The organism is Micromonospora sp. NPDC023644, assembly GCF_040640115.1.
In the GTDB taxonomy this organism is placed as follows: domain Bacteria; phylum Actinomycetota; class Actinomycetes; order Mycobacteriales; family Micromonosporaceae; genus Micromonospora.
In genome coordinates this window covers 140,152-158,374 of sequence record NZ_JBFABA010000005.1, presented here as the reverse complement: position 1 = coordinate 158,374, position 18,223 = coordinate 140,152, and the positions used below count along the sequence as shown (strand labels likewise).

Sequence of the window (18,223 nt, the reverse complement as noted above, 5' to 3'; positions counted from 1 at the left end):
CCAGGCGCCGCCCCGCCGGCGCCGGGCAAGGATGCCGACAGCATGTTGGTACGATGCCGACATGCAGTCGGTAAAATTGCGCCCCCGGTGGTGGGCATGTTCCTAGCGGTACGCGAACTGCGGTTCGCCAAGGCCCGGTTCGGCCTGATGGGGGCGGTCGTCGCCCTCATCGCGGTGCTGGTGGTGCTGCTGTCCGGGCTCTCCACGGGCCTGGTGAACGACGGCGTGTCGGGGCTCCAGCGCATCCCGGCGACCTCCTTCGCCTTCGCCGACGGGGTGCAGCACGATTCGGCGTTCTCCCGCAGCGTCGTCGACGCCTCGGCGGTCGAGTCGTGGAAGGAGCAGTCCGGGGTCGCCGACGCGGCGCCCTTCGGCAACGCGCTGATCAACGCCCGCAGCGACTCGGGCGTGGAGATCGACCTCGCCCTGTTCGGCGTGCCCACCGACTCGTTCCTCTCCCCGCCCGTGGCCGAGGGCGCCCGGCTGGACGCCGCCGACGGCATCGTGGTGAGCCGGACCGCGATCGAGGCCGGGCTGCGGGTGGGCGACACGGTCACCGTCGACCGGATCGGCACCCGGCTCACGGTGGTGGGCGCCATGGCCGAGCAGCACACGTTCGGGCACGTCGACGTGGCCTACCTGCCGCTGCGGGTCTGGCAGGAGATCAAGGCCGGCGTCCGCCCCGGCGAGCCCGTGCCGGGCGGCACCTACGACGAGATCACCGCCGTGGCGGTGCGGGCCGCCGACGGCGCCGAGGTCGACCTGGCGGCCGGTGACCGTGCCGCCGGCACCGAGAGCCTGTCCCGCACCCAGTCGTACGGCGCCTCGCCCGGATACACCGCCGAGACGTCGACCCTGCAACTGATCGAGTGGTTCCTCTACGCCATCTCGGCGCTGGTGGTCGGTGCCTTCTTCACCGTGTGGACCATCCAACGCCGCGCGGAGATCGCCGTGCTGCGGGCCATGGGCGCTCCGACGGGATACCTGCTGCGCGACGGGCTGGCCCAGGCCTTCGCGTTGCTGCTGCTCGCCGTCGGCGCGGGCGTCGCGGTGGGCACCGCGGCCGGCAGCCTGGTCGGCAGCAACATCCCGTTCGCGCTCAGCGCGCCGGCGACCGCGGTGGCCGCCCTCCTCCTGCTCGTCCTCGGCCTGGTCGGAGCGGCCGTGGCCATCGTCCGGATCGCCGCGGTGGATCCGCTGACCGCACTGGGAGCGAACCGATGACCGACACCGGACTGGTCATGCGCGGCGTGAGCCTGCGCTTCGGCGACGGCGACGACACCGTACCGGCCCTGGACGGCGTCGACCTGACCGTCGCCCCCGGGCAGTTCGTCGCGGTCGTCGGCCCCTCGGGGGCCGGAAAGTCCAGCCTGCTCGCGGTGGCCGGCGGGCTGACCGTCCCGACCTCGGGCCAGGTCACCCTCGCCGGGCGGGACATGACCGTGCCGAGCGCGCGGGCGCGGGCGGCCCTGCGCCGGGAGTTCGTCGGCTTCGTGTTCCAGTCCAGCAACCTCATTCCCGCGCTGACCGCCGTGGACCAGTTGCGGTTGCCGGCCCGCTTCGGCGGTCACGGCTCCCGGGCCCGCGAGGCGACGGCCCTGCTCGACGAGGTCGGGATGGCCCACAAGGCGAACCGCCGACCGCACCAGCTCTCGGGTGGCGAACGGCAACGTGTCGGCATCGCCCGTGCCCTGGTCAACCGGCCACGACTACTCTTGGTGGACGAGCCGACCGCCGCCCTCGACCGCGCCCGCAGTCACGAGGTGGTGGAGCTGCTCGCCCGCGAGACCAAGGAGAACGACGTCGCCACCGTCATGGTCACCCACGACCACGACGTGCTGCGCCACTGCACGACGGTGTACGAGATGATCGACGGGCGACTGATGCCCGTGCCGTGACGATGGGGGGGGTTCCGTGCCGAAGATCCAGGCGCCCACGGTGGCCCAGCACCGTGCCCGGCAGCGGCGGGCGATCCTGGCGGCGGCGCGGGAGATCCTCGCGGAGAGCGGGGCGCAGGCGCCGAGCCTGGCCGAGGTGGGCAAGCGGACAGGCTTGGCGCGCCCCAGCGTCTACCAGTACTTCAAGTCGCGGGAGGACCTGCTCAACGCCGTGATCGCCGACATGTTCCCGGAGTGGTCGGCGTACGTCACGCAGCAGATGGACCAGGCCACCGACCCGGGCGGGCGGGTGCTGGCCTACGTCGAGGCCAACCTGCGCCTCGTCGCCCAGGGGGAGCACGCGGTCATGCGCGGGCTCGCCGCCAGCGTGCCGGGCGCCGTCCTCGCCGAGGAGAGCCGCGTCCTGCACGACCAGCTGCGTACGCCGCTGGTGGCGGCCCTGGCCGAGCACGGCGCGAGCGACCCGGCCGCCGCGGCGGAACTGGTTCAGGCGGTGGTCTACGCGTCCTCACAGATGATCGAGAACGGCACCCCGGAAGCCGCCGTGCTCGCCCTCACCCGGGAGCTTCTGGGCCCCTACCTACGACAGCAGGGCTGAGCGTCACCGGTGTCCGGCGGCGGCCCGGCGGACCACCCGGCGCTCGCCCCACGTCGCCTCCTCCCCCGGCCGGTCGGGGGGGCTTACCCGCCGACGGCTGGGGTAGTCGTCGCCGGAACTCCGGCGCCGGAGGCGGTGACGTCGAGGGCGTCGAGTAGGCCCAGCAGTCCGGCCAGGACGACGGCCTCGTCACGTTCCAGCCTGATGCTGCGGGTGGCGTCGGGGTCGTCGCCGTCGGAGTGGACCAGCTCGCGCCGGCCGCCCGCGTGGTGGGTCACCACCCCGACGCGCAGTCCGGCGGCGGTGGTGAACATGCGGCGGATCCCGATACCGGGCAGCGGGGTCAGTTCGACGTCCATCGAAAACTCCAGGGGATGCGGGGAGGGGCCGGGACGGGTCGGGTCCCGGCGCGATGGGGCGGCGCGGTGGGCGGTCGCGCGGCACCGCAGGCCGGGCGGCCGCCCACCGCCTCAGCCGGTGAGCAGCAGGCGCAGGCCGGCGAGCGTGGCCAGGTGCGGATCGGCGGGCATAGTGACGACGCGACCGGTCAGCGCCGCCAGCCGGGCGCCGAGTTCGGGGTGCACCGCCCCGCCGCCGGTGATCAGCAGCCGGCGGCGCCCCGGCCACACGGGCCGCGCGCCCAGACGTCGTACCGCGGCGGCGATCAGCGACACCTGGTCGAGGGCGTTGGGCACGTCCACGCGCTCGGCGGCCTCGACCGCGCGGTCGGCGATGTGGGCGATCTCGGTGCGGCCCTGTCCGATGTCGACCGCCACCACGTCGTCGCCGTCGAGGTCGGCCCGGCAGCCCAGGGCGGCGGCCAGCGGCTCCTCCACCGTGGCGACGCGCCCGCCGAACGCGTGGCGAACCACCGCGACGAGCAGGTCCTTCTGCCGCAGCGTGGCGGTGGCCGGCACGCCGACCACGACCGGGGAGACGTCGTCGGCGGGCCGTCCGCTGGCCGCGGCCACCACCCGCAGCAGGTGTACGCAGGCGAAGAAGTCGGTCACCACGCCGTGCCGCACCGGCCACGCCAGTTTCACGTCACCGGTGTCGCGCAGCGCGATGGCGGCCCGCCCGACGGCCTGGGCGCCGGCCGAGTTCCACGCGACGACGGCGGGCTCGGCGACGACCGTGCCGCACGTCGGCGTCCACAGCCGCACCGTCGAGGTGCCCAGGTCGAGGGCGACGGGATGGCGCAGGCCGAGACGGGCGTACGCGCCGGGGGCAAGCATGCTCACCACCCCCGTCGCGGGGCGGGCATGATCCGGGCTCCGTCGCGGACGGAGCGGGGCAGGATGGATCGATCATGGTGCGGGGTGGGCATGGCGCTCCAAGCCACGGGCCCGCGTCGTCGGACGCGGGAAGGCGGACGGGCTTCAGACGGCGAACGTCAGCCCGGGCGGAGCGCGGTCGGCCGACCACGCGGGCACGCAGCCGGGGACGGCCCGTCGCGCGCGCCGGAACACGATGCACAGCCCGACGGCCCGCGCCGCGGAGAGGACCATGACCAGCACGGTCAGCATCAGCAGCGCCGGCAGCGAGACCCGCCTGCCGGCGCGGCGGAGGCCGTGCCGATCCTGCATGCGCCCACCATAGCCGGGCGACCGGCCGGCCAGCCACGCCGTCACCCGACGGGCCGCCGTTGAGCCGGCAGGCGGGCGGCGGTGCAGCCGCGACGGGCGGGCGACGGTCGGGGGCGGGCCCGTCGTCCCGGCGTACCGGGCCGGTCGGCCCTGCCGGCGGTGCCGCGGCCGCGCCGAGGATGGGACCGGACGTCGTCGTGATCCTGGAGATGATCAGCATGTGCAACTACTGCGGCTGCCGGGAGTTCCCCCTGGTCGGCCAACTCTCCGCCGAGCACGAGGCGATCGCCAACGCCGCCGGCCGGGTGCGTGACGCGGTGCGGGCCGGCGGCGCGGACGCGCTGGCGGCGCTCGACTCCCTGCTGGCCCTGCTGATCCCGCACACCACCACCGAGGAGGAGGGGCTCTTCGTCGAACTGCGGGCGGAGGGCAGCCTGGCCGACGCGGTGGAAAAGCTCTGCGCCGAGCACGAGGACATCCACGGGGTGCTCGGCGCGGTCGACCGGACGGCGCCGGACTGGCCGGCGGTGCTGGCCGCGTTGGACCGGCTCCACCGCCACATCGACAACGAGGAGCACGGGCTCTTCCCGGCCGCGGTGATCGCGCTGCCCATCCCGGCCTGGGACCGGATCACCCCGGCGGCCGGCGCCGCGCGGTAGGTCACGGGGAAGCCGGACTCCTCGCCGCCGGCACGCTTATCGACGTCGATCGCGGTGCCCGCCACCGCCGCTCAGGCGGCGAGATATGCCGCCCGAGCTGGGCCGGGACCGGCCGCCGGAAGTCCCGATGATCTCGGGACCTTCGGCCCGGTCGCCCCGGGCTGTGGGTCGCGACGATGGGCTCCGGGCCCCCGCCTCCGGTTGCGCTCCGGGGTAATCGCCGCAAACGTGGGGCTCACGGTGATCTACCGGAGGGATGTGGATATGTCACGAGCGACCGAGGGGGCAGGGCGGGCGCTGCTGGCCATGGGCGGCCTGGTGCGCCGGGCCGAGGTGTCCGCCGACGGCCGGACGCTGCACCAGATCGGCGGCCGGGAGGCGGACGCCTTCTACCGGGACCGCTGGTCCTACGACAAGGTGGTGCGCTCCACGCACGGGGTCAACTGCACCGGCTCGTGCTCCTGGAAGGTGTACGTCAAGGACGGCATCATCACCTGGGAGCAGCAGCAGACCGACTACCCGAGCGTCGGGCCCGACCGACCGGAGTACGAGCCGCGCGGCTGTCCCCGGGGCGCCGCGTTCTCCTGGTACACCTACTCCCCCACCCGGGTGCGCTACCCGTACGCCCGGGGTGTGCTGGTCCAGATGTACCGCGAGGCCAAGGCGCGCCTCGGTGACCCGGTCGCCGCCTGGGCGGACATCCAGGCCGACCCGGAGCGCCGCCGCCGCTACCAGAAGGCGCGCGGCAAGGGCGGCCTGGTGCGCATCGGCTGGGACGAGGCGCAGGAGATGATCGCCGCCGCGCACGTGCACACGATCGCCGAGTACGGTCCCGACCGGGTCGCCGGCTTCTCCCCGATCCCGGCGATGTCGATGGTGTCGCACGCCGTCGGCGCCCGGTTCGTGTCGCTGCTCGGCGGGTCGATGCTGTCCTTCTACGACTGGTACGCCGACCTGCCGGTGGCCTCGCCGCAGGTGTTCGGCGACCAGACCGACGTGCCCGAGTCCGGGGACTGGTGGGACGCCTCCTACTTCGTCATGTGGGGCTCCAACGTCCCGGTGACCCGCACCCCCGACGCGCACTGGATGGCCGAGGCGCGCTACCGGGGCCAGAAGGTCGTGGTGGTCAGCCCCGACTTCGCCGACAACGTCAAGTTCGCCGACGAGTGGATGCCCGCGCAGCCGGGCACCGACGGCGCGCTGGCGATGGCGATGGGGCACGTCGTGCTCAAGGAGTTCTTCGTCGACCGGCGCACCCCGCGCTTCGTCGACTACGTCCGCCGCTTCACCGACCTGCCGTTCCTGGTGACGCTGGAGCCGGGGGCCGACGGCGCGTACCGGCCGGGCAAGTTCCTCACCGCCGAGGACCTGGGCGAGGACGGCAAGGAGGCGGCCTTCAAGACGGTGCTGTGGGACTCGGCCACCGACGCGCCCGCCGTGCCGCGCGGCAGCCTCGGGCACCGCTGGGGCGAGCGGGACGGCCAGTGGAACCTCGACCTGGGCGACCTGGAGCCGGCGCTGACCTGCCTCGGCGCCGGCGACGCGGTCGAGGTGGAGCTGCCCCGCTTCGACACCGACACCCCGCAGGTGCTGCGCCGCGGGGTGCCGACGCGGCGCATCCGGCGGACGGGCGCGAGCGAAGAAATCATGGTGACCAGCGTGTTCGACCTGCTGCTGGCCCAGTACGGGGTTGCCCGCGACGGGCTGCCCGGGCAGTGGCCGGCGGGCTACGACGACGCCGCGACGCCGTACACCCCGGCGTGGCAGGAGCCGATCACGGGCGTGCCGGCGGCGCAGGTGGCCCGGGTGGCCCGGGAGTTCGCCGACAACGCGGAGCGCTCCGGCGGCCGCTCGATGATCCTGCTCGGCGCCGGCACCAACCACTGGTTCCACTCCGACGCCACCTACCGGGCGATCCTGGCGCTGGTGACCCTCACCGGCTGTCAGGGCGTCAACGGTGGCGGCTGGGCGCACTACGTCGGGCAGGAGAAGTGCCGACCGGCGACCGGCTGGGCGCAGTTGGCGTTCGGCCTGGACTGGGTCCGCCCGCCGCGGCAGATGATCGGCACCGCCTTCTGGTACGTGCACACCGACCAGTGGCGCTACGACACGTACTCCGCCGACGTGGTCTCCTCCCCCATCGGCACGGGCGCCTTCGCCGGCAAGCACACCATGGACCTGCTGGCCCAGTCGGCGCGCTCGGGCTGGATGCCGTCGATGCCGACCTTCGACCGCAGCCCGCTCGACCTGGCCGACGAGGCCCTGGCCGCCCGCCCCGACGACCCGGTCGGCTGGGTGGCCGAGCAGCTCGGCGAGGGACGGGTGCGCTTCGCCTGCACCGACCCGGACGCCCCGGAGAACTGGCCGCGGGTGCTGACCGTGTGGCGGGCCAACCTGCTCGGCTCCTCGGCGAAGGGCAACGAGTACTTCCTGCGGCACCTGCTCGGCACGGACGCCAACCTGCGCGCCGAGGAGGCGCCCGAGGAGCTGCGGCCGAAGGACGTGACCTGGCGGGACGAGGCGCCGGAGGGCAAGCTCGACCTGCTGCTGTCGCTGGACTTCCGGATGACCTCCACGACGCTCTTCTCCGACATCGTGCTGCCGGCCGCGACCTGGTACGAGAAGCACGACCTGAGCAGCACCGACATGCACCCCTTCGTGCACGCGTTCACCCCGGCGATCAACCCGCCGTGGCAGACCCGCACCGACTTCGACGCCTTCCACGGCATTGCCCGCGCGTTCTCGACGCTGGCGGCGGAGCACCTCGGCGTACGCAAGGATCTCGTCGCGGCGCCGCTGCTGCACGACACCCCGGACGCGATGGCGACCCCGCACGGCCGGGTGCGCGACTGGGCGGCCGAGGGCGAGACGCCGGTGCCCGGCCGGACCATGCCGAAGCTGGTGGTGGTGGAGCGCGACTACGGCGCGGTCGCCGAGAAGCTGGCCGCGCTCGGCCCGCTGATGGACACCCTCGGCACGTCCGGCAAGGGCGTGGCGGTCGACGTGCGGCCGGAGGTGGCGTACCTGCGCCGCAAGAACGGCGAGGTGCGCGGCGGGGTGGCCGACGGGCGGCCGTCGCTGGCGACGGACGTGCACGCCTGCGAGGCGGTCCTCGCCCTCTCCGGCACCACCAACGGCCGCGTCGCCACCGCCGGCTTCCGCGACGTGGAGAAGCGCACCGGCGTACGCCTGGCGGACCTGGCCGCCGAGCACGAGGGCAAGCAGATCACCTTCGCCGACACCCAGGCCCGCCCGGTACCGGTGATCACGAGCCCGGAGTGGTCGGGCAGCGAGCACGGCGGTCGACGCTACTCGCCGTTCACCATCAACACCGAGCGGCTCAAGCCGTGGCACACGCTCACCGGGCGGCAGCACTTCTTCCTCGACCACGACTGGATGCACGAGGCCGGCGAGGCGCTACCGATCTTCCGGCCGCCGCTGGACATGCACCGGCTCTTCGGCGAGCCGAGGCTGGGCCGCAACGGCGAGCTGGAGATCACCGTCCGGTACCTCACGCCGCACTCGAAGTGGTCGATCCACTCGGAGTACCAGGACAACCTGCTGATGCTGACGCTGTCGCGGGGCGGACCGACGATGTGGATGAGCGAGATCGACGCCGCGAAGATCGGCGTACGGGACAACGAGTGGATCGAGGCGGTCAACCGCAACGGCGTCGTGGTCTGCCGGGCCGTGGTCAGCCACAAGATGCCCGAGGGGACGGTCTACATGTACCACGCCCAGGAGCGGGTGATCGACGTGCCGAAGGCCGAGGTCAACGGCCGGCGCGGCGGCATCCACAACTCGCTGACCCGGCTGCTGGTCAAGCCCACCCACCTGATCGGCGGGTACGCCCAGTTGTCGTTCGCGTTCAACTACCTCGGGCCCACCGGCAACCAGCGCGACGAGGTCACCGTGATCCGCCGCCGTTCGCAGGAGGTGCAGTACTGATGCGCGTGATGGCCCAGATGGCGATGGTGATGAACCTCGACAAGTGCATCGGCTGCCACACCTGCTCGGTGACGTGCAAGCAGGCGTGGACCAACCGGTCCGGCGTCGAGTACGTCTGGTTCAACAACGTGGAGACGCGGCCCGGCCAGGGCTACCCACGCACGTACGAGGACCAGCAGCGGTGGCAGGGCGGCTGGGTGCGAACCCGCTCGGGGAAGCTGAAGCCCCGCTCCGGCGGCCGGGTGAAGAAGATGTTCGGCATCTTCGCCAACCCGAAGCTGCCGTCGATGCAGGACTACTACGAGCCGTGGACGTACGACTACGAGCACCTGCTCACCGCGCCGGCGGGTGACGACACGCCCGTCGCCCGGCCGAAGTCCCTGCTCACCGGCCAGGACACGAAGATCACCTGGAGCGCCAACTGGGACGACTCGCTTGCCGGCGGCAACGAGATCGCCGCCGGCGACCCGGTGCTGGCGAAGGTCTCCGACCAGGTGAAGCAGGAGTTCGAGAAGACGTTCATGTTCTTCCTGCCGCGCATCTGCGAGCACTGCCTCAACCCGTCCTGCGCGGCGTCCTGCCCCTCGGGGGCGATCTACAAGCGGGCCGAGGACGGCATCGTGCTGGTCGACCAGGACCGGTGCCGTGGGTGGCGGATGTGCGTGACCGGCTGCCCGTACAAGAAGGTCTACTTCAACCACCGCACCGGCAAGGCCGAGAAGTGCACGTTCTGCTTCCCGCGCATCGAGATCGGCCAGCCGACCATCTGCTCCGAGACCTGCGTCGGCCGGCTGCGCTACCTGGGGCTGATGCTCTACGACGTCGACCGGGTCGCCGAGGCCGCGGCGGTCAGGGACGAGGACGACCTGTACGAGGCCCAGCGCTCGGTCTTCCTCGACCCGCACGACCCGGCCGTGGTCGAGGCCGCCCGGGCGGCCGGCATCCCCGACGACTGGATCGACGCCGCGCGGCGCTCCCCGGTCTGGGACCTGATCATGAAGTACGAGGTGGCGCTGCCGCTGCATCCGGAGTACCGGACCATGCCGATGGTCTGGTACATCCCGCCGCTGTCTCCGGTGGCCGACGTGCTGCGCGACACCGGCCACGACGCGGAGGACGCGGGCAACCTCTTCGGCGCGATCGACGCGCTGCGCATCCCGGTGGAGTACCTCGCCGAGCTCTTCAGCGCCGGCGATCCCGCTCCGGTGCGCGCCGTGCTCAACCGGCTCGCGGCCATGCGCTCCTACCAGCGCCGGATCAACCTCGGCGAGGCGCCCGACGAGTCGATCGCCGCCGCGGTCGGCATGACCGGGGAGCAGATGGACGAGATGTACCGGCTGCTGGCCATCGCCAAGTACGAGCAGCGCTACGTCATCCCGGCGGCGCACGCCGAGGACGCGCACGGGCTGGAGAAGATCGCCACCGAGTGCAGCCTCGACTACGAGGGCGGCCCGGGCATGGGCGGCGGCGGCCCGTACGGGCAGGGTCCCTTCGGGGAGTCGTCGGGCACGCCGGTGCCGGTGCAGGTGGAGACCTTCCACATGCTGCGCGACCGGCAGACCGCCGACGGGTTCACCGACCCGGGCGACGAGCCCCGCCGGGTGAACCTGCTCAACTGGGACGGCAAGGGCACCCCGAAGGGGCTCTTCCCGCCCCGACCTCGTGACGCCGAGCAGGACGGGGACGGACGATGAGCGGGCCCACCTGGCGGGCGGTGGGGGCGCGGGCCGCCTCGCTGCTGCTGCGCTACCCCGACGGGGAGGTCATGGCGGCGCTGCCGGTGCTGCGCGCCGCCCTCGACGAGTTGCCGGCGGCGGTCGCCGGGCCGCTGCGCGAGGTGGTCGCGCACCGCGAGGCCACCGACCCCGGCCAGCTCCGCTCGGCGTACGTCGAGCTGTTCGACTTCCGCCGCCGCTGCTGCCTGCACCTGACGTACTACACGTGCGGGGACACCCGGAAGCGGGGCGAGGCCCTCGTCGGCTTCGCCGCCGCGTACAAGCGGGCGGGCCTGGAGGTGGTCGACGGCGAGCTGCCCGACTTCCTGCCCGCGGTGCTCGACCTGTCCGCCGTGGACGACGGCGGGTGGCGGCTGCTGCGGGACAGCCGGGTCGGCCTGGACCTGCTGGTGGAGGCGCTGGGGCGGGAGCGGTCGGTGTACCGGCAGGCGGTGGCCGCCGTCCGGGAGATGCTGCCGCCCGCCGGGCCGGCGGATCTCGCCGCCGCGGCCCGGCTGGCCCGTACCGGCCCCCCGGTGGAGCAGGTCGGCCTGGAGCCGTTCGGGCTCGTCGACACCACCACCCTGGGCGGTCGCCGGTGAGCGCGAGGAACGCAGCGCAGCGGAGTACCGCAGTCGCGAACGAAAGAGGCCACCGGTGAGCGCCCGGAGCACCGCCACCGCGAACGGAGGACGAGACCGATGAACACGCTGCTCTGGGTCGTGTACCCGTACCTGTGCCTGGTGGTCCTGGTGGGTGGGCTGATCTGGCGTCACCGGTACGACAAGTTCGGCTGGACCACCCGCTCCTCGCAGCTCTACGAGAGCACGATCCTGCGGTGGGGCAGCCCGCTGTTCCACTTCGGCGTGCTGATGGTCCTGATCGGGCACGTGGGCGGCCTGCTGATCCCCGAGTCGTGGACCGAGGCGGTCGGCATCACCGAGCACGGCTACCACCTGATGGCCGTGTTCGTCGGCACGGTGGCCGGCTTCTGCACCCTGATCGGCCTGGGCATCCTCGTCGCCCGTCGGCGCCTCACCGGCCCGGTCTTCGCCGCCACCACCCGCAACGACAAGGCGATGTACGTGGTGCTCGCCGGCGTGATCGTGCTCGGACTCTGGGCCACCGTGCGCGCCAACGTGTCGGGGCCCGGCTACAACTACCGCGAGACGATCTCGCCGTGGTTCCGGTCGCTGTTCTACCTCAGCCCGGACCCGGAGGTCATGGCCGGCGTGCCGGTGGCCTTCCAGATCCACATCCTGGCGGCGTTCGCCCTCTTCGCGTTCTGGCCCTTCACCCGGCTGGTGCACGCGTTCAGCGCGCCCGTCGGCTACGCCACCCGCCCGTACGTCGTCTACCGCAGCCGCGACGACCGGCCCGGGCTGCGGCCGGGCCGCCCCGGCTGGGAGGGCCCGCCGAAGCTGCCCACCCCGCGCGGGGGCCGCAGCCGCTCGGGCCGGTGACGGCCGCAGCAGGACGATTCGACGGAGAACAGCCATGAGCATCGCCCCTGACGGACAGTCGACGCGGGCCACCCCGAAGCCGGGTGCGGCCTCCCCCGGCACTACCGGCGCACCGGGGCCGGGCAGGTCCGGCGCCACGACCCAGCTCGTCCTTGCCACCCTCGGCTTCCTGGTCAACTTCTGGGGCTGGGCGCTGCTGGGGCCGCTGGGGCCGGGCATCAAGGAACGCCTCGACCTCAGCTTCGCCGCGCAGTCCCTACTGGTGGCCGTACCGGTGGTGGTCGGGTCGCTGGGCCGCATCCCGGTCGGCGCCCTGACCGACCGGTACGGCGCCCGGGTGGTCTTCCCGCTGGTCACGCTCGCCACGATCGTGCCGGTGCTGACCCTGAGCGCGGTCTCCTCCTACCCGGCGCTGATCGTGACGGGCTTCTTCCTCGGCATCGGCGGCACCGCCTTCGCCGTCGGCGTGCCGTTGGTCTCCGGTTGGTACCCGCCCGCGCGGCGCGGCTTCGCGATCGGCGTGTTCGGCATCGGCATGGGCGGCACCGCGATCGCCAACTTCACCACCGTCCGGCTCGCCGACGCCTACGGCGCCCGGGCGCCGTTCCTGCTCGTCGCCGCGATCCTCGCCGGCTACGCGGTCCTGTCGTTCCTGCTGCTGCGCGACGCGCCGGACCGCGTCCGGCCGACCGGGTCGGCGTGGCGGCGTCTCGCGACGGTCGGCCGGCTGACGGTGACCTGGCAGTTGTGCTTCCTGTACGCGGTCGGCTTCGGCGGGTTCGTGGCCTTCAGCGTGTACCTGCCCGCGTACCTGGGCACCGCCTACGGCCTGGACGCCGCCGACGGCGCGTTGCGTACGGCCGGGTTCGTGGTCCTCGCCGTCCTCGCCCGCCCGCTGGGCGGCTGGCTCTCCGACCGGCTGCACCCGGTGCCCGTGCTGGTGTGGTGCTTCGGCGGGGTGGCCGCCTTCGCGGTGGTGCAGGCCTTCGAGCCCGCGCTGCTGCCCGTGGCGACCATCGCGCTGCTCGGGATGGCGGTGCTGCTCGGCGCGTCCAGCGGGGCCGTGTTCGCCCTCGTCGGCAGGGTCGCCCCCGCCGACCAGGTGGGCGCGGTCACCGGGCTGGTCGGCGCCGCCGGCGGGCTCGGCGGTTTCGTCCCGCCGCTGGTGATGGGCTGGGTGTACGGCGTGCAGGGGTCGTACGCGATCGGCCTGATGCTGCTCTCCGACGTGGCGCTGGCCGCGGCGGTGTTCACGGCGGTGAAGATGGGCGGCCTGGCCAGGCGCGGGGCCTGATCGCCGGGCGGCCGGGCCTGACAACACCCCTGCCCCGTTACGGAACCACCCCGAAAAATCCAGCCGACGGGCACTCGCACTGATCGCACGAGGATCGGCACGAGTGCCCATCGTGCTTCATCTAACCCTGCTGACCTGCCGTGCCTCCCGGACGCCCCGGGGAGACCCCCTTCTAGGCTCTCGATAGTTTTCCGGAAATTCTTGCTCGTCCGCGCGTCGCGCTGACATACTCCACATCCACCGGGGTCGATGACAGTGGGTTCGCAGCCCCCGCCGCGCAGTCCGCCGAGCGGCCCCGGTCCGGCACACCCCCCACCACACCGGTCCGCCCCCGACGGTGCGGAACGGCCCCCGGAAGGAGCAGGAATGATCGAGAGGTGCCACCGGGACACCCGGCCGAGATCGCGCTCGCGCACACGCGCGGCCCTCGTCGTCGCCGCCGTGGGACTGCTCGCGGCGACCGGCGCCACGGTCCTGCCCGGCGCGGCGAACGCCGGGACCACCCTGGGCGCGTCGGCGGCGGAGCGCGGGCGCTACTTCGGCGCCGCCGTCGCCGCCAACAAGCTCAGCGACAACACCTACGTCACGATCCTCAACCGTGAGTTCAACTCGGTGACACCCGAGAACGAGATGAAGATCGACGCCACCGAGCCGCAGCAGGGGCAGTTCACCTTCGCCAACGCCGACCGGATCGTCAGCCACGCCCGCAGCCGGGGCATGAGCGTGCGGGGCCACACCCTGGCCTGGCACTCGCAGCAGCCCGGCTGGATGCAGAACATGAGCGGCAGCGCGCTGCGCCAGGCGATGCTCAACCACGTCACGCAGGTGGCCACCCACTTCCGCGGTCAGGTGGTGGCCTGGGACGTGGTGAACGAGGCGTTCGCCGACGGCGGCAGCGGCGCCCGGCGCGACTCGAACCTTCAGCGCACCGGCAACGACTGGATCGAGGCGGCGTTCCGGGCCGCCCGGGCCGCCGACCCCGGCGCGAAGCTCTGCTACAACGACTACAACACCGACGACTGGAGCCACGCCAAGACCCAGGCCGTCTACGCGATGGTCCGCGACTTCAAGCAGCGCGGCGTGCCCATCGACTGCGTGGGCCTCCAGTCGCACTTCAACAGCGGCTCGCCCTACCCGGGCAACTACCGCACCACGCTGTCCAGCTTCGCGGCGCTCGGCGTCGACGTGCAGATCACCGAGCTGGACATCGCCGGGGCCTCGCCCACCACGTACCGCAACGTGGTCAACGACTGCCTCGCGGTCGCCCGGTGCACCGGCATCACCGTGTGGGGGATCCGGGACAGCGACTCCTGGCGGGCCTCCGACACACCGTTGCTGTTCGACAACGGCGGGAACCGCAAGCCCGCGTACGACGCGGTCCTCGCCGCCCTCAACAACGGCACTCCCCCGCCGACCACGCCGCCGCCGACGACCGGCCCGACCACCCCGCCGCCGGGCGGAAGCTGCACCGCCACCCTGCGCGACGGCACCCGGTGGGGCGACCGGTTCAACAGCGAGGTGACGGTCAGCGGCGCCACCAACTGGACCGTGGTCGTCGAGGTGACGCCCCCGCAGAAGGTCTCCGCCACCTGGAACGGCACCCCGAGCTGGGACGGCAGCGGGAACGTCATGACCATGCGGTCCAACGGCAGCGGCAACGTCTTCGGGTTCACCACGATGGCCAACGGCACCTGGACCCGCCCGCAGGTGCGCTCCTGCACCGCCTCCTGAGGACGGCCCGTTCGACGGCCCCGGGGGCGGCGCGGCGGGCGCCGACCCGGGGCCGTCGCGCCGGCCCCCGCAGGATCGCCGGCAGGGCCCCGCCCCGCACTCCTGCGCGCGGCGCTGGCGCGGGCGGCATATGCCTGACTAAGGTCAGGCATCATGGAAGCGGAGCACATCGCCGCCGTGCGGCGGTTCAACCGGACGGTGACCCAACGGGTGGGGGCGCTCGACGACGAGTACATGGCGCGGGCCCGCCCCCTCGCGCAGGCCCGCCTGCTGTGGGAGATCGGCCCCGGCGGTGCCGAGGTCGCGGCGCTGCGGTCCCGGCTCGGGCTGGACTCGGGCCACCTCAGCCGCCTCCTGCGCGCGCTGGAGGGCGACGGGCTGGTCACCGTCGGGCCCTCCGACCAGGTCGGCGGGGACGGGCGGGTCCGGGTCGCCGCGCTCACCGACGCCGGCCGCGCCGAGTGGACCGAACTCGACGAGCGCTCCGACGGGTTCGCCCGGTCGATCCTGGCGCCGCTGACCGGGCGACGCCGCGAGCGGCTCGTCGCGGCGATGGCCGAGGTGGAGCGGCTGCTCGTCGCGTCGATGGTGCTCATCGGGCCCTGCCCGCCGGGCGACCCGCGGGCCCGCGCGTGCGTGCGGGCCTACGCCCGGGAGGTCGCGCGACGCTTCGACGGCGGGTTCGACCCGGGCCGCAGCAATCCGGTCCACGACGAGGAACTCGTCCCCCCGGCCGGCGTGTTCCTGCTCGCCACCCTCAACGCCGAGCCGGTCGGCTGCGGCGCGGTCAAGCTGCACCGGGACGCGCCCGCCGAGATCAAGCGGGTCTGGGTGGCGGACTCCGTACGCGGGCTCGGGATCGGGCGGCGGATGCTGAGCGAGCTGGAACGGCACGCGGCCGAGCGGGGCTGGACGGCCGTCCGGCTCGACACCAACCGCACCCTCACCGAGGCGATCGCGATGTACCGCGCCTGCGGCTACCGCGAGATCGAGGCGTACAACGCCGAGCCCTACGCCCACCACTGGTTCGAGAAGCGCCTGACGCCGTGACCCGGGCGACCGGCCGGACCTCGGTCGCGCCGCCCGCGCTGGGGGCGGTGGCGGCCCGCAGCGATCCGGTGGGCGTCGACGCCGACGGTCGGCCGTGCCCCGGTTGCTAGTGTCGCGCGATGCAGTGGACCGTGGCCCGACGGAGCCTCGCCGTGCTGGCCGGCTGGTACGCGTTCGCCGTGCTCGCACCGATCGCCGCGGCGACCTGGATCCTCGGTCCGGGGTTCCTGGGCCTGGGCCCGGAATCCCCCGGCCCCGCGAGGCTGTGCGCGGAGAAAACGCTGGCGTGTTACGACGGCCCGGGCGTATGGGACCTGCTTCGGCTCGGCGCGCTGCCGCTCGCGGGAAGCCTGGTCGTCTCGCTGCTGGTGCACCGGTTCCTCGTCGGCCGGATCGCGTCGGCGACGGCCACGGGCACACTGGCGGCGTTCAGCGGCTGGCTCGGCTGCGCGCTGCTGGCCTGCGGCCTCCTGTACCGCTGACTCGGATACGACAGGGCCCGACCGCCGCGACCAGACATCCATAGTGGACCGGTCGGAGACGTCGGACGGCTCGTACCCGCCGCCGTCTCCGGGCTTCCACCCGCGGTAAATCGGGGCCTGCGACGGGTCGTGCCCAGACGGTTGATCGCGTACCGTCGAGCCGTCCTCAGCAAGACCGCCACGCCCACCGGCGCGCGACGGGAAGGAAGAAGACGGCTTGAGGGTACGCCCTGCTCACAGCCCTTCCGAGTCGGTCACCGGCCTCGACACAGCCGATCTCGGACCGACGGTCACGGCATCGACTCCGATGAGGGCCCCGATCCGGGTGGAACGCCCGGTGTCGCGCATGCTCCCCCACGTCGTCACCCCTGACGTAGCGCGCCGGTCGACGCGCACCCCGCACCGCGGTGCCGCGTCACCGTCCGGCCGCGCCCTGTCGACGCTCCCGCTGGTCCACGGTGGTGCGTTCCGTTACTTCCTCCTCCCAGCCACGCGACCGGGTCAGCCACTTCAGCGGGCTGGCCGACGACTCGCCGGCCGGTCGGCCCCGCCAGCCGGGTCGGGGCGGGCGGCCCGGGTGTCGGACGAGCGGACGCGGCACGACCAGCAGCGCGGGGAAACACATGGATGAGATCGACCTGGACGGCTTCACGCACTCCCACGTGCCACTCATGTACGACCGGGACGGGCTCCACTGCTTCTGGGTGCCCCGGGCGCTCGCCGCGTCCCGGTGGGGCCGGGAGCGACACGACGCCTTCTACGTGCACTTCCAACTCTGGGTCCACTACGACCACCGGTGGGACCGCTACGACGTCGGTGACCGCTGGCGGGGCGCCGACAGCGCGACAGGCTGGGACACCGGCATGGGCGCCGAGGTGGACGCGGTCCAGGACCGCATCTTCCGCACGCACCTGGGACTGCGTCTCGACACGTTCAGCTCCGGCGACGAGAACGTGGTGGAGACGCTCGCCGGGCTCCTGCGTGAGGACCGCGTTCCGCTGCTTCCCATGGACATGGGTGAGTTGCCGTCGTGCCGCGCCTACTACGAGGGCCACCACTCGGGGCACGTCATCGTGGTGACCGGCTACCGCAGGCAGCGCGAGATGTTCACCGTGCTCGACGGGCTGCACCTGGAATCGCTGACGAACGCCAGGCTGTTCCACGTCGGCTCGACGGGTGGGCAGGCGCCGCCCGATCCCTGGGAGACCCCGTTACGGTTCGCGGTGCCGTTCGAGCCCACGGTCACCCTCCGGCAGGTTCTCGGCGACGTCTGCACGACGGCCTACGTGCCGAGCGAACACCTCGTCCGGGCGCACCTGGCCTGGGCCGCCCACGGCGTTCCCTACCTGGTCGGGCAGGTGATGACCGTCTCGGCCGGACCGACGTCGACGACCGCCGCCGCAGTGGCCCGCGACGCCGCGACCGAGCTCGCCGACGTGGCCGACGCGGTTCTCGCCGGCGAGGCACCGGTACGGGGCAAGGCCGAGTTCCTGGCCGGGGTCACACCGGACTCCGCGTGGCGCCAGTTCGGCTACGTGGACAGCCAGCACATCCTGGGGGCCGCGGCGCGGCTGATCCTGTACCGGGCCGGCGCCAGCCCCGCCGACGCGGCGGCCTGCCAGCTCGCCGCGGCAGCCGCCGCGCAACGGTGGCGCGTGCTCGTGGAGCGGGCGCTCGCCGGCGGCGGCACGCTCGATGACGGGCTCGCGCAGAGCTACGACGACGCCCTGACGGCCGAACGGGCCTGGGCGACGACGGTCCGGCAGGCGACGCGGCGCATGCAGCCGGGGCCCTGATCC

General features: G+C 73.3%; 17 protein-coding genes. 13 read left to right on the top strand and 4 right to left on the bottom strand.

Annotated features, from left to right (window positions below; all coding sequences use genetic code 11):
* Nucleotides 1–96: 96 nt before the first annotated feature.
* The 3 genes from AB0G08_RS06380 to AB0G08_RS06370 are packed head-to-tail and all read left to right on the top strand — an operon-like array spanning nt 97 to nt 2,496.
* On the top strand, nt 97–1,224 hold the full coding sequence (locus AB0G08_RS06380) for an ABC transporter permease (protein WP_358084189.1): 1,128 nt from the start codon (nt 97–99) through the stop codon (nt 1,222–1,224).
* Complete coding sequence (locus AB0G08_RS06375) at nt 1,221–1,898, top strand: ABC transporter ATP-binding protein (protein WP_358083984.1); 678 nt, start codon at nt 1,221–1,223, stop codon at nt 1,896–1,898. The genes AB0G08_RS06380 and AB0G08_RS06375 overlap by 4 nt, the downstream gene beginning before the upstream one ends.
* 16 nt (nt 1,899–1,914) lie before the next feature.
* The gene (locus AB0G08_RS06370) at nt 1,915–2,496 is read left to right on the top strand and encodes a TetR/AcrR family transcriptional regulator (RefSeq protein ID WP_358083981.1); all 582 of its coding nucleotides are present in this window, start codon (nt 1,915–1,917) and stop codon (nt 2,494–2,496) included.
* Between the two features lie 83 nt (nt 2,497–2,579).
* On the opposite strand, the gene AB0G08_RS06365 is transcribed toward AB0G08_RS06370, so the two are convergent.
* The 3 genes from AB0G08_RS06365 to AB0G08_RS06355 form a co-directional block, all read right to left on the bottom strand.
* Complete coding sequence (locus AB0G08_RS06365) at nt 2,580–2,855, bottom strand: potassium transporter TrkA (RefSeq protein ID WP_358083979.1); 276 nt, start codon at nt 2,853–2,855, stop codon at nt 2,580–2,582.
* 111 nt (nt 2,856–2,966) lie between these two features.
* Nucleotides 2,967–3,731 (bottom strand): rod shape-determining protein, encoded by a 765-nt coding sequence (locus tag AB0G08_RS06360; RefSeq protein ID WP_358083976.1) that lies wholly within the window; start codon nt 3,729–3,731, stop codon nt 2,967–2,969.
* Nucleotides 3,732–3,875: 144 nt separating this feature from the next.
* Entirely contained in the window at nt 3,876–4,082 is a 207-nt protein-coding gene (locus tag AB0G08_RS06355) for a hypothetical protein (RefSeq protein ID WP_358083973.1), read from the bottom strand.
* A gap of 218 nt (nt 4,083–4,300) precedes the next feature.
* On the opposite strand from AB0G08_RS06355, the gene AB0G08_RS06350 reads away from it, so the two are divergent.
* The 9 genes from AB0G08_RS06350 (at nt 4,301) to AB0G08_RS06310 (ending at nt 16,424) form a co-directional block, all read left to right on the top strand.
* The gene (locus AB0G08_RS06350; RefSeq protein WP_358084185.1) at nt 4,301–4,741 is read left to right on the top strand and encodes a hemerythrin domain-containing protein; all 441 of its coding nucleotides are present in this window, start codon (nt 4,301–4,303) and stop codon (nt 4,739–4,741) included.
* 264 nt (nt 4,742–5,005) lie between these two features.
* A complete protein-coding gene (locus AB0G08_RS06345; protein ID WP_358083971.1) occupies nt 5,006–8,689 on the top strand; it encodes a nitrate reductase subunit alpha in 3,684 nt (1,227 codons plus the stop codon).
* The gene (gene narH, locus AB0G08_RS06340; protein ID WP_358083968.1) at nt 8,689–10,383 is read left to right on the top strand and encodes a nitrate reductase subunit beta; all 1,695 of its coding nucleotides are present in this window, start codon (nt 8,689–8,691) and stop codon (nt 10,381–10,383) included. The genes AB0G08_RS06345 and narH overlap by 1 nt, the downstream gene beginning before the upstream one ends.
* Nucleotides 10,380–11,006, top strand: coding sequence for a nitrate reductase molybdenum cofactor assembly chaperone (narJ, locus tag AB0G08_RS06335; RefSeq protein ID WP_358083966.1), 627 nt, complete (start codon nt 10,380–10,382; stop codon nt 11,004–11,006). The genes narH and narJ overlap by 4 nt, the downstream gene beginning before the upstream one ends.
* A gap of 99 nt (nt 11,007–11,105) precedes the next feature.
* A complete protein-coding gene (gene narI / locus AB0G08_RS06330; RefSeq protein WP_358083963.1) occupies nt 11,106–11,867 on the top strand; it encodes a respiratory nitrate reductase subunit gamma in 762 nt (253 codons plus the stop codon).
* Nucleotides 11,868–11,901: 34 nt separating this feature from the next.
* Complete coding sequence (locus tag AB0G08_RS06325) at nt 11,902–13,161, top strand: MFS transporter (protein WP_358083960.1); 1,260 nt, start codon at nt 11,902–11,904, stop codon at nt 13,159–13,161.
* 366 nt (nt 13,162–13,527) lie between these two features.
* Complete coding sequence (locus AB0G08_RS06320) at nt 13,528–14,892, top strand: endo-1,4-beta-xylanase (protein WP_358083957.1); 1,365 nt, start codon at nt 13,528–13,530, stop codon at nt 14,890–14,892.
* A 153-nt stretch (nt 14,893–15,045) separates the two neighbouring features.
* A complete protein-coding gene (locus tag AB0G08_RS06315; RefSeq protein WP_358083954.1) occupies nt 15,046–15,942 on the top strand; it encodes a bifunctional helix-turn-helix transcriptional regulator/GNAT family N-acetyltransferase in 897 nt (298 codons plus the stop codon).
* A 119-nt stretch (nt 15,943–16,061) separates the two neighbouring features.
* Entirely contained in the window at nt 16,062–16,424 is a 363-nt protein-coding gene (locus tag AB0G08_RS06310) for a hypothetical protein (RefSeq protein WP_358083951.1), read from the top strand.
* 415 nt (nt 16,425–16,839) lie between these two features.
* Here AB0G08_RS06310 and AB0G08_RS06305 read toward each other — a convergent pair whose 3' ends face one another.
* A complete protein-coding gene (locus tag AB0G08_RS06305; RefSeq protein WP_358083948.1) occupies nt 16,840–17,049 on the bottom strand; it encodes a hypothetical protein in 210 nt (69 codons plus the stop codon).
* Here AB0G08_RS06305 and AB0G08_RS06300 point away from each other — a divergent pair.
* Entirely contained in the window at nt 17,048–18,220 is a 1,173-nt protein-coding gene (locus tag AB0G08_RS06300) for a BtrH N-terminal domain-containing protein (RefSeq protein ID WP_358083945.1), read from the top strand. The two genes, AB0G08_RS06305 and AB0G08_RS06300, sit on opposite strands and share 2 nt — an antisense overlap.
* Nucleotides 18,221–18,223: the final 3 nt, after the last annotated feature.

Excerpts from the sequence above, each read along its gene's own strand:
- narI (WP_358083963.1), top strand. The coding sequence starts at position 11,106 with ATGAACACGCTGCTCTGGGTCGTGTACCCGTACCTGTGCCTGGTGGTC.
- narJ (WP_358083966.1), top strand. The coding sequence starts at position 10,380 with ATGAGCGGGCCCACCTGGCGGGCGGTGGGGGCGCGGGCCGCCTCGCTG.
- AB0G08_RS06310 (WP_358083951.1), top strand. The coding sequence starts at position 16,062 with ATGCAGTGGACCGTGGCCCGACGGAGCCTCGCCGTGCTGGCCGGCTGG.
- AB0G08_RS06320 (WP_358083957.1), top strand. The coding sequence starts at position 13,528 with ATGATCGAGAGGTGCCACCGGGACACCCGGCCGAGATCGCGCTCGCGC.
- AB0G08_RS06315 (WP_358083954.1), top strand. The coding sequence starts at position 15,046 with ATGGAAGCGGAGCACATCGCCGCCGTGCGGCGGTTCAACCGGACGGTG.
- AB0G08_RS06350 (WP_358084185.1), top strand. The coding sequence starts at position 4,301 with ATGTGCAACTACTGCGGCTGCCGGGAGTTCCCCCTGGTCGGCCAACTC.
- narH (WP_358083968.1), top strand. The coding sequence starts at position 8,689 with ATGCGCGTGATGGCCCAGATGGCGATGGTGATGAACCTCGACAAGTGC.
- AB0G08_RS06375 (WP_358083984.1), top strand. The coding sequence starts at position 1,221 with ATGACCGACACCGGACTGGTCATGCGCGGCGTGAGCCTGCGCTTCGGC.
- AB0G08_RS06380 (WP_358084189.1), top strand. The coding sequence starts at position 97 with ATGTTCCTAGCGGTACGCGAACTGCGGTTCGCCAAGGCCCGGTTCGGC.
- AB0G08_RS06345 (WP_358083971.1), top strand. The coding sequence starts at position 5,006 with ATGTCACGAGCGACCGAGGGGGCAGGGCGGGCGCTGCTGGCCATGGGC.
- AB0G08_RS06300 (WP_358083945.1), top strand. The coding sequence starts at position 17,048 with ATGGATGAGATCGACCTGGACGGCTTCACGCACTCCCACGTGCCACTC.
- AB0G08_RS06325 (WP_358083960.1), top strand. The coding sequence starts at position 11,902 with ATGAGCATCGCCCCTGACGGACAGTCGACGCGGGCCACCCCGAAGCCG.
- AB0G08_RS06305 (WP_358083948.1), bottom strand. The coding sequence starts at position 17,049 with ATGTGTTTCCCCGCGCTGCTGGTCGTGCCGCGTCCGCTCGTCCGACAC.
- AB0G08_RS06360 (WP_358083976.1), bottom strand. The coding sequence starts at position 3,731 with ATGCTTGCCCCCGGCGCGTACGCCCGTCTCGGCCTGCGCCATCCCGTC.
- AB0G08_RS06365 (WP_358083979.1), bottom strand. The coding sequence starts at position 2,855 with ATGGACGTCGAACTGACCCCGCTGCCCGGTATCGGGATCCGCCGCATG.
- AB0G08_RS06355 (WP_358083973.1), bottom strand. The coding sequence starts at position 4,082 with ATGCAGGATCGGCACGGCCTCCGCCGCGCCGGCAGGCGGGTCTCGCTG.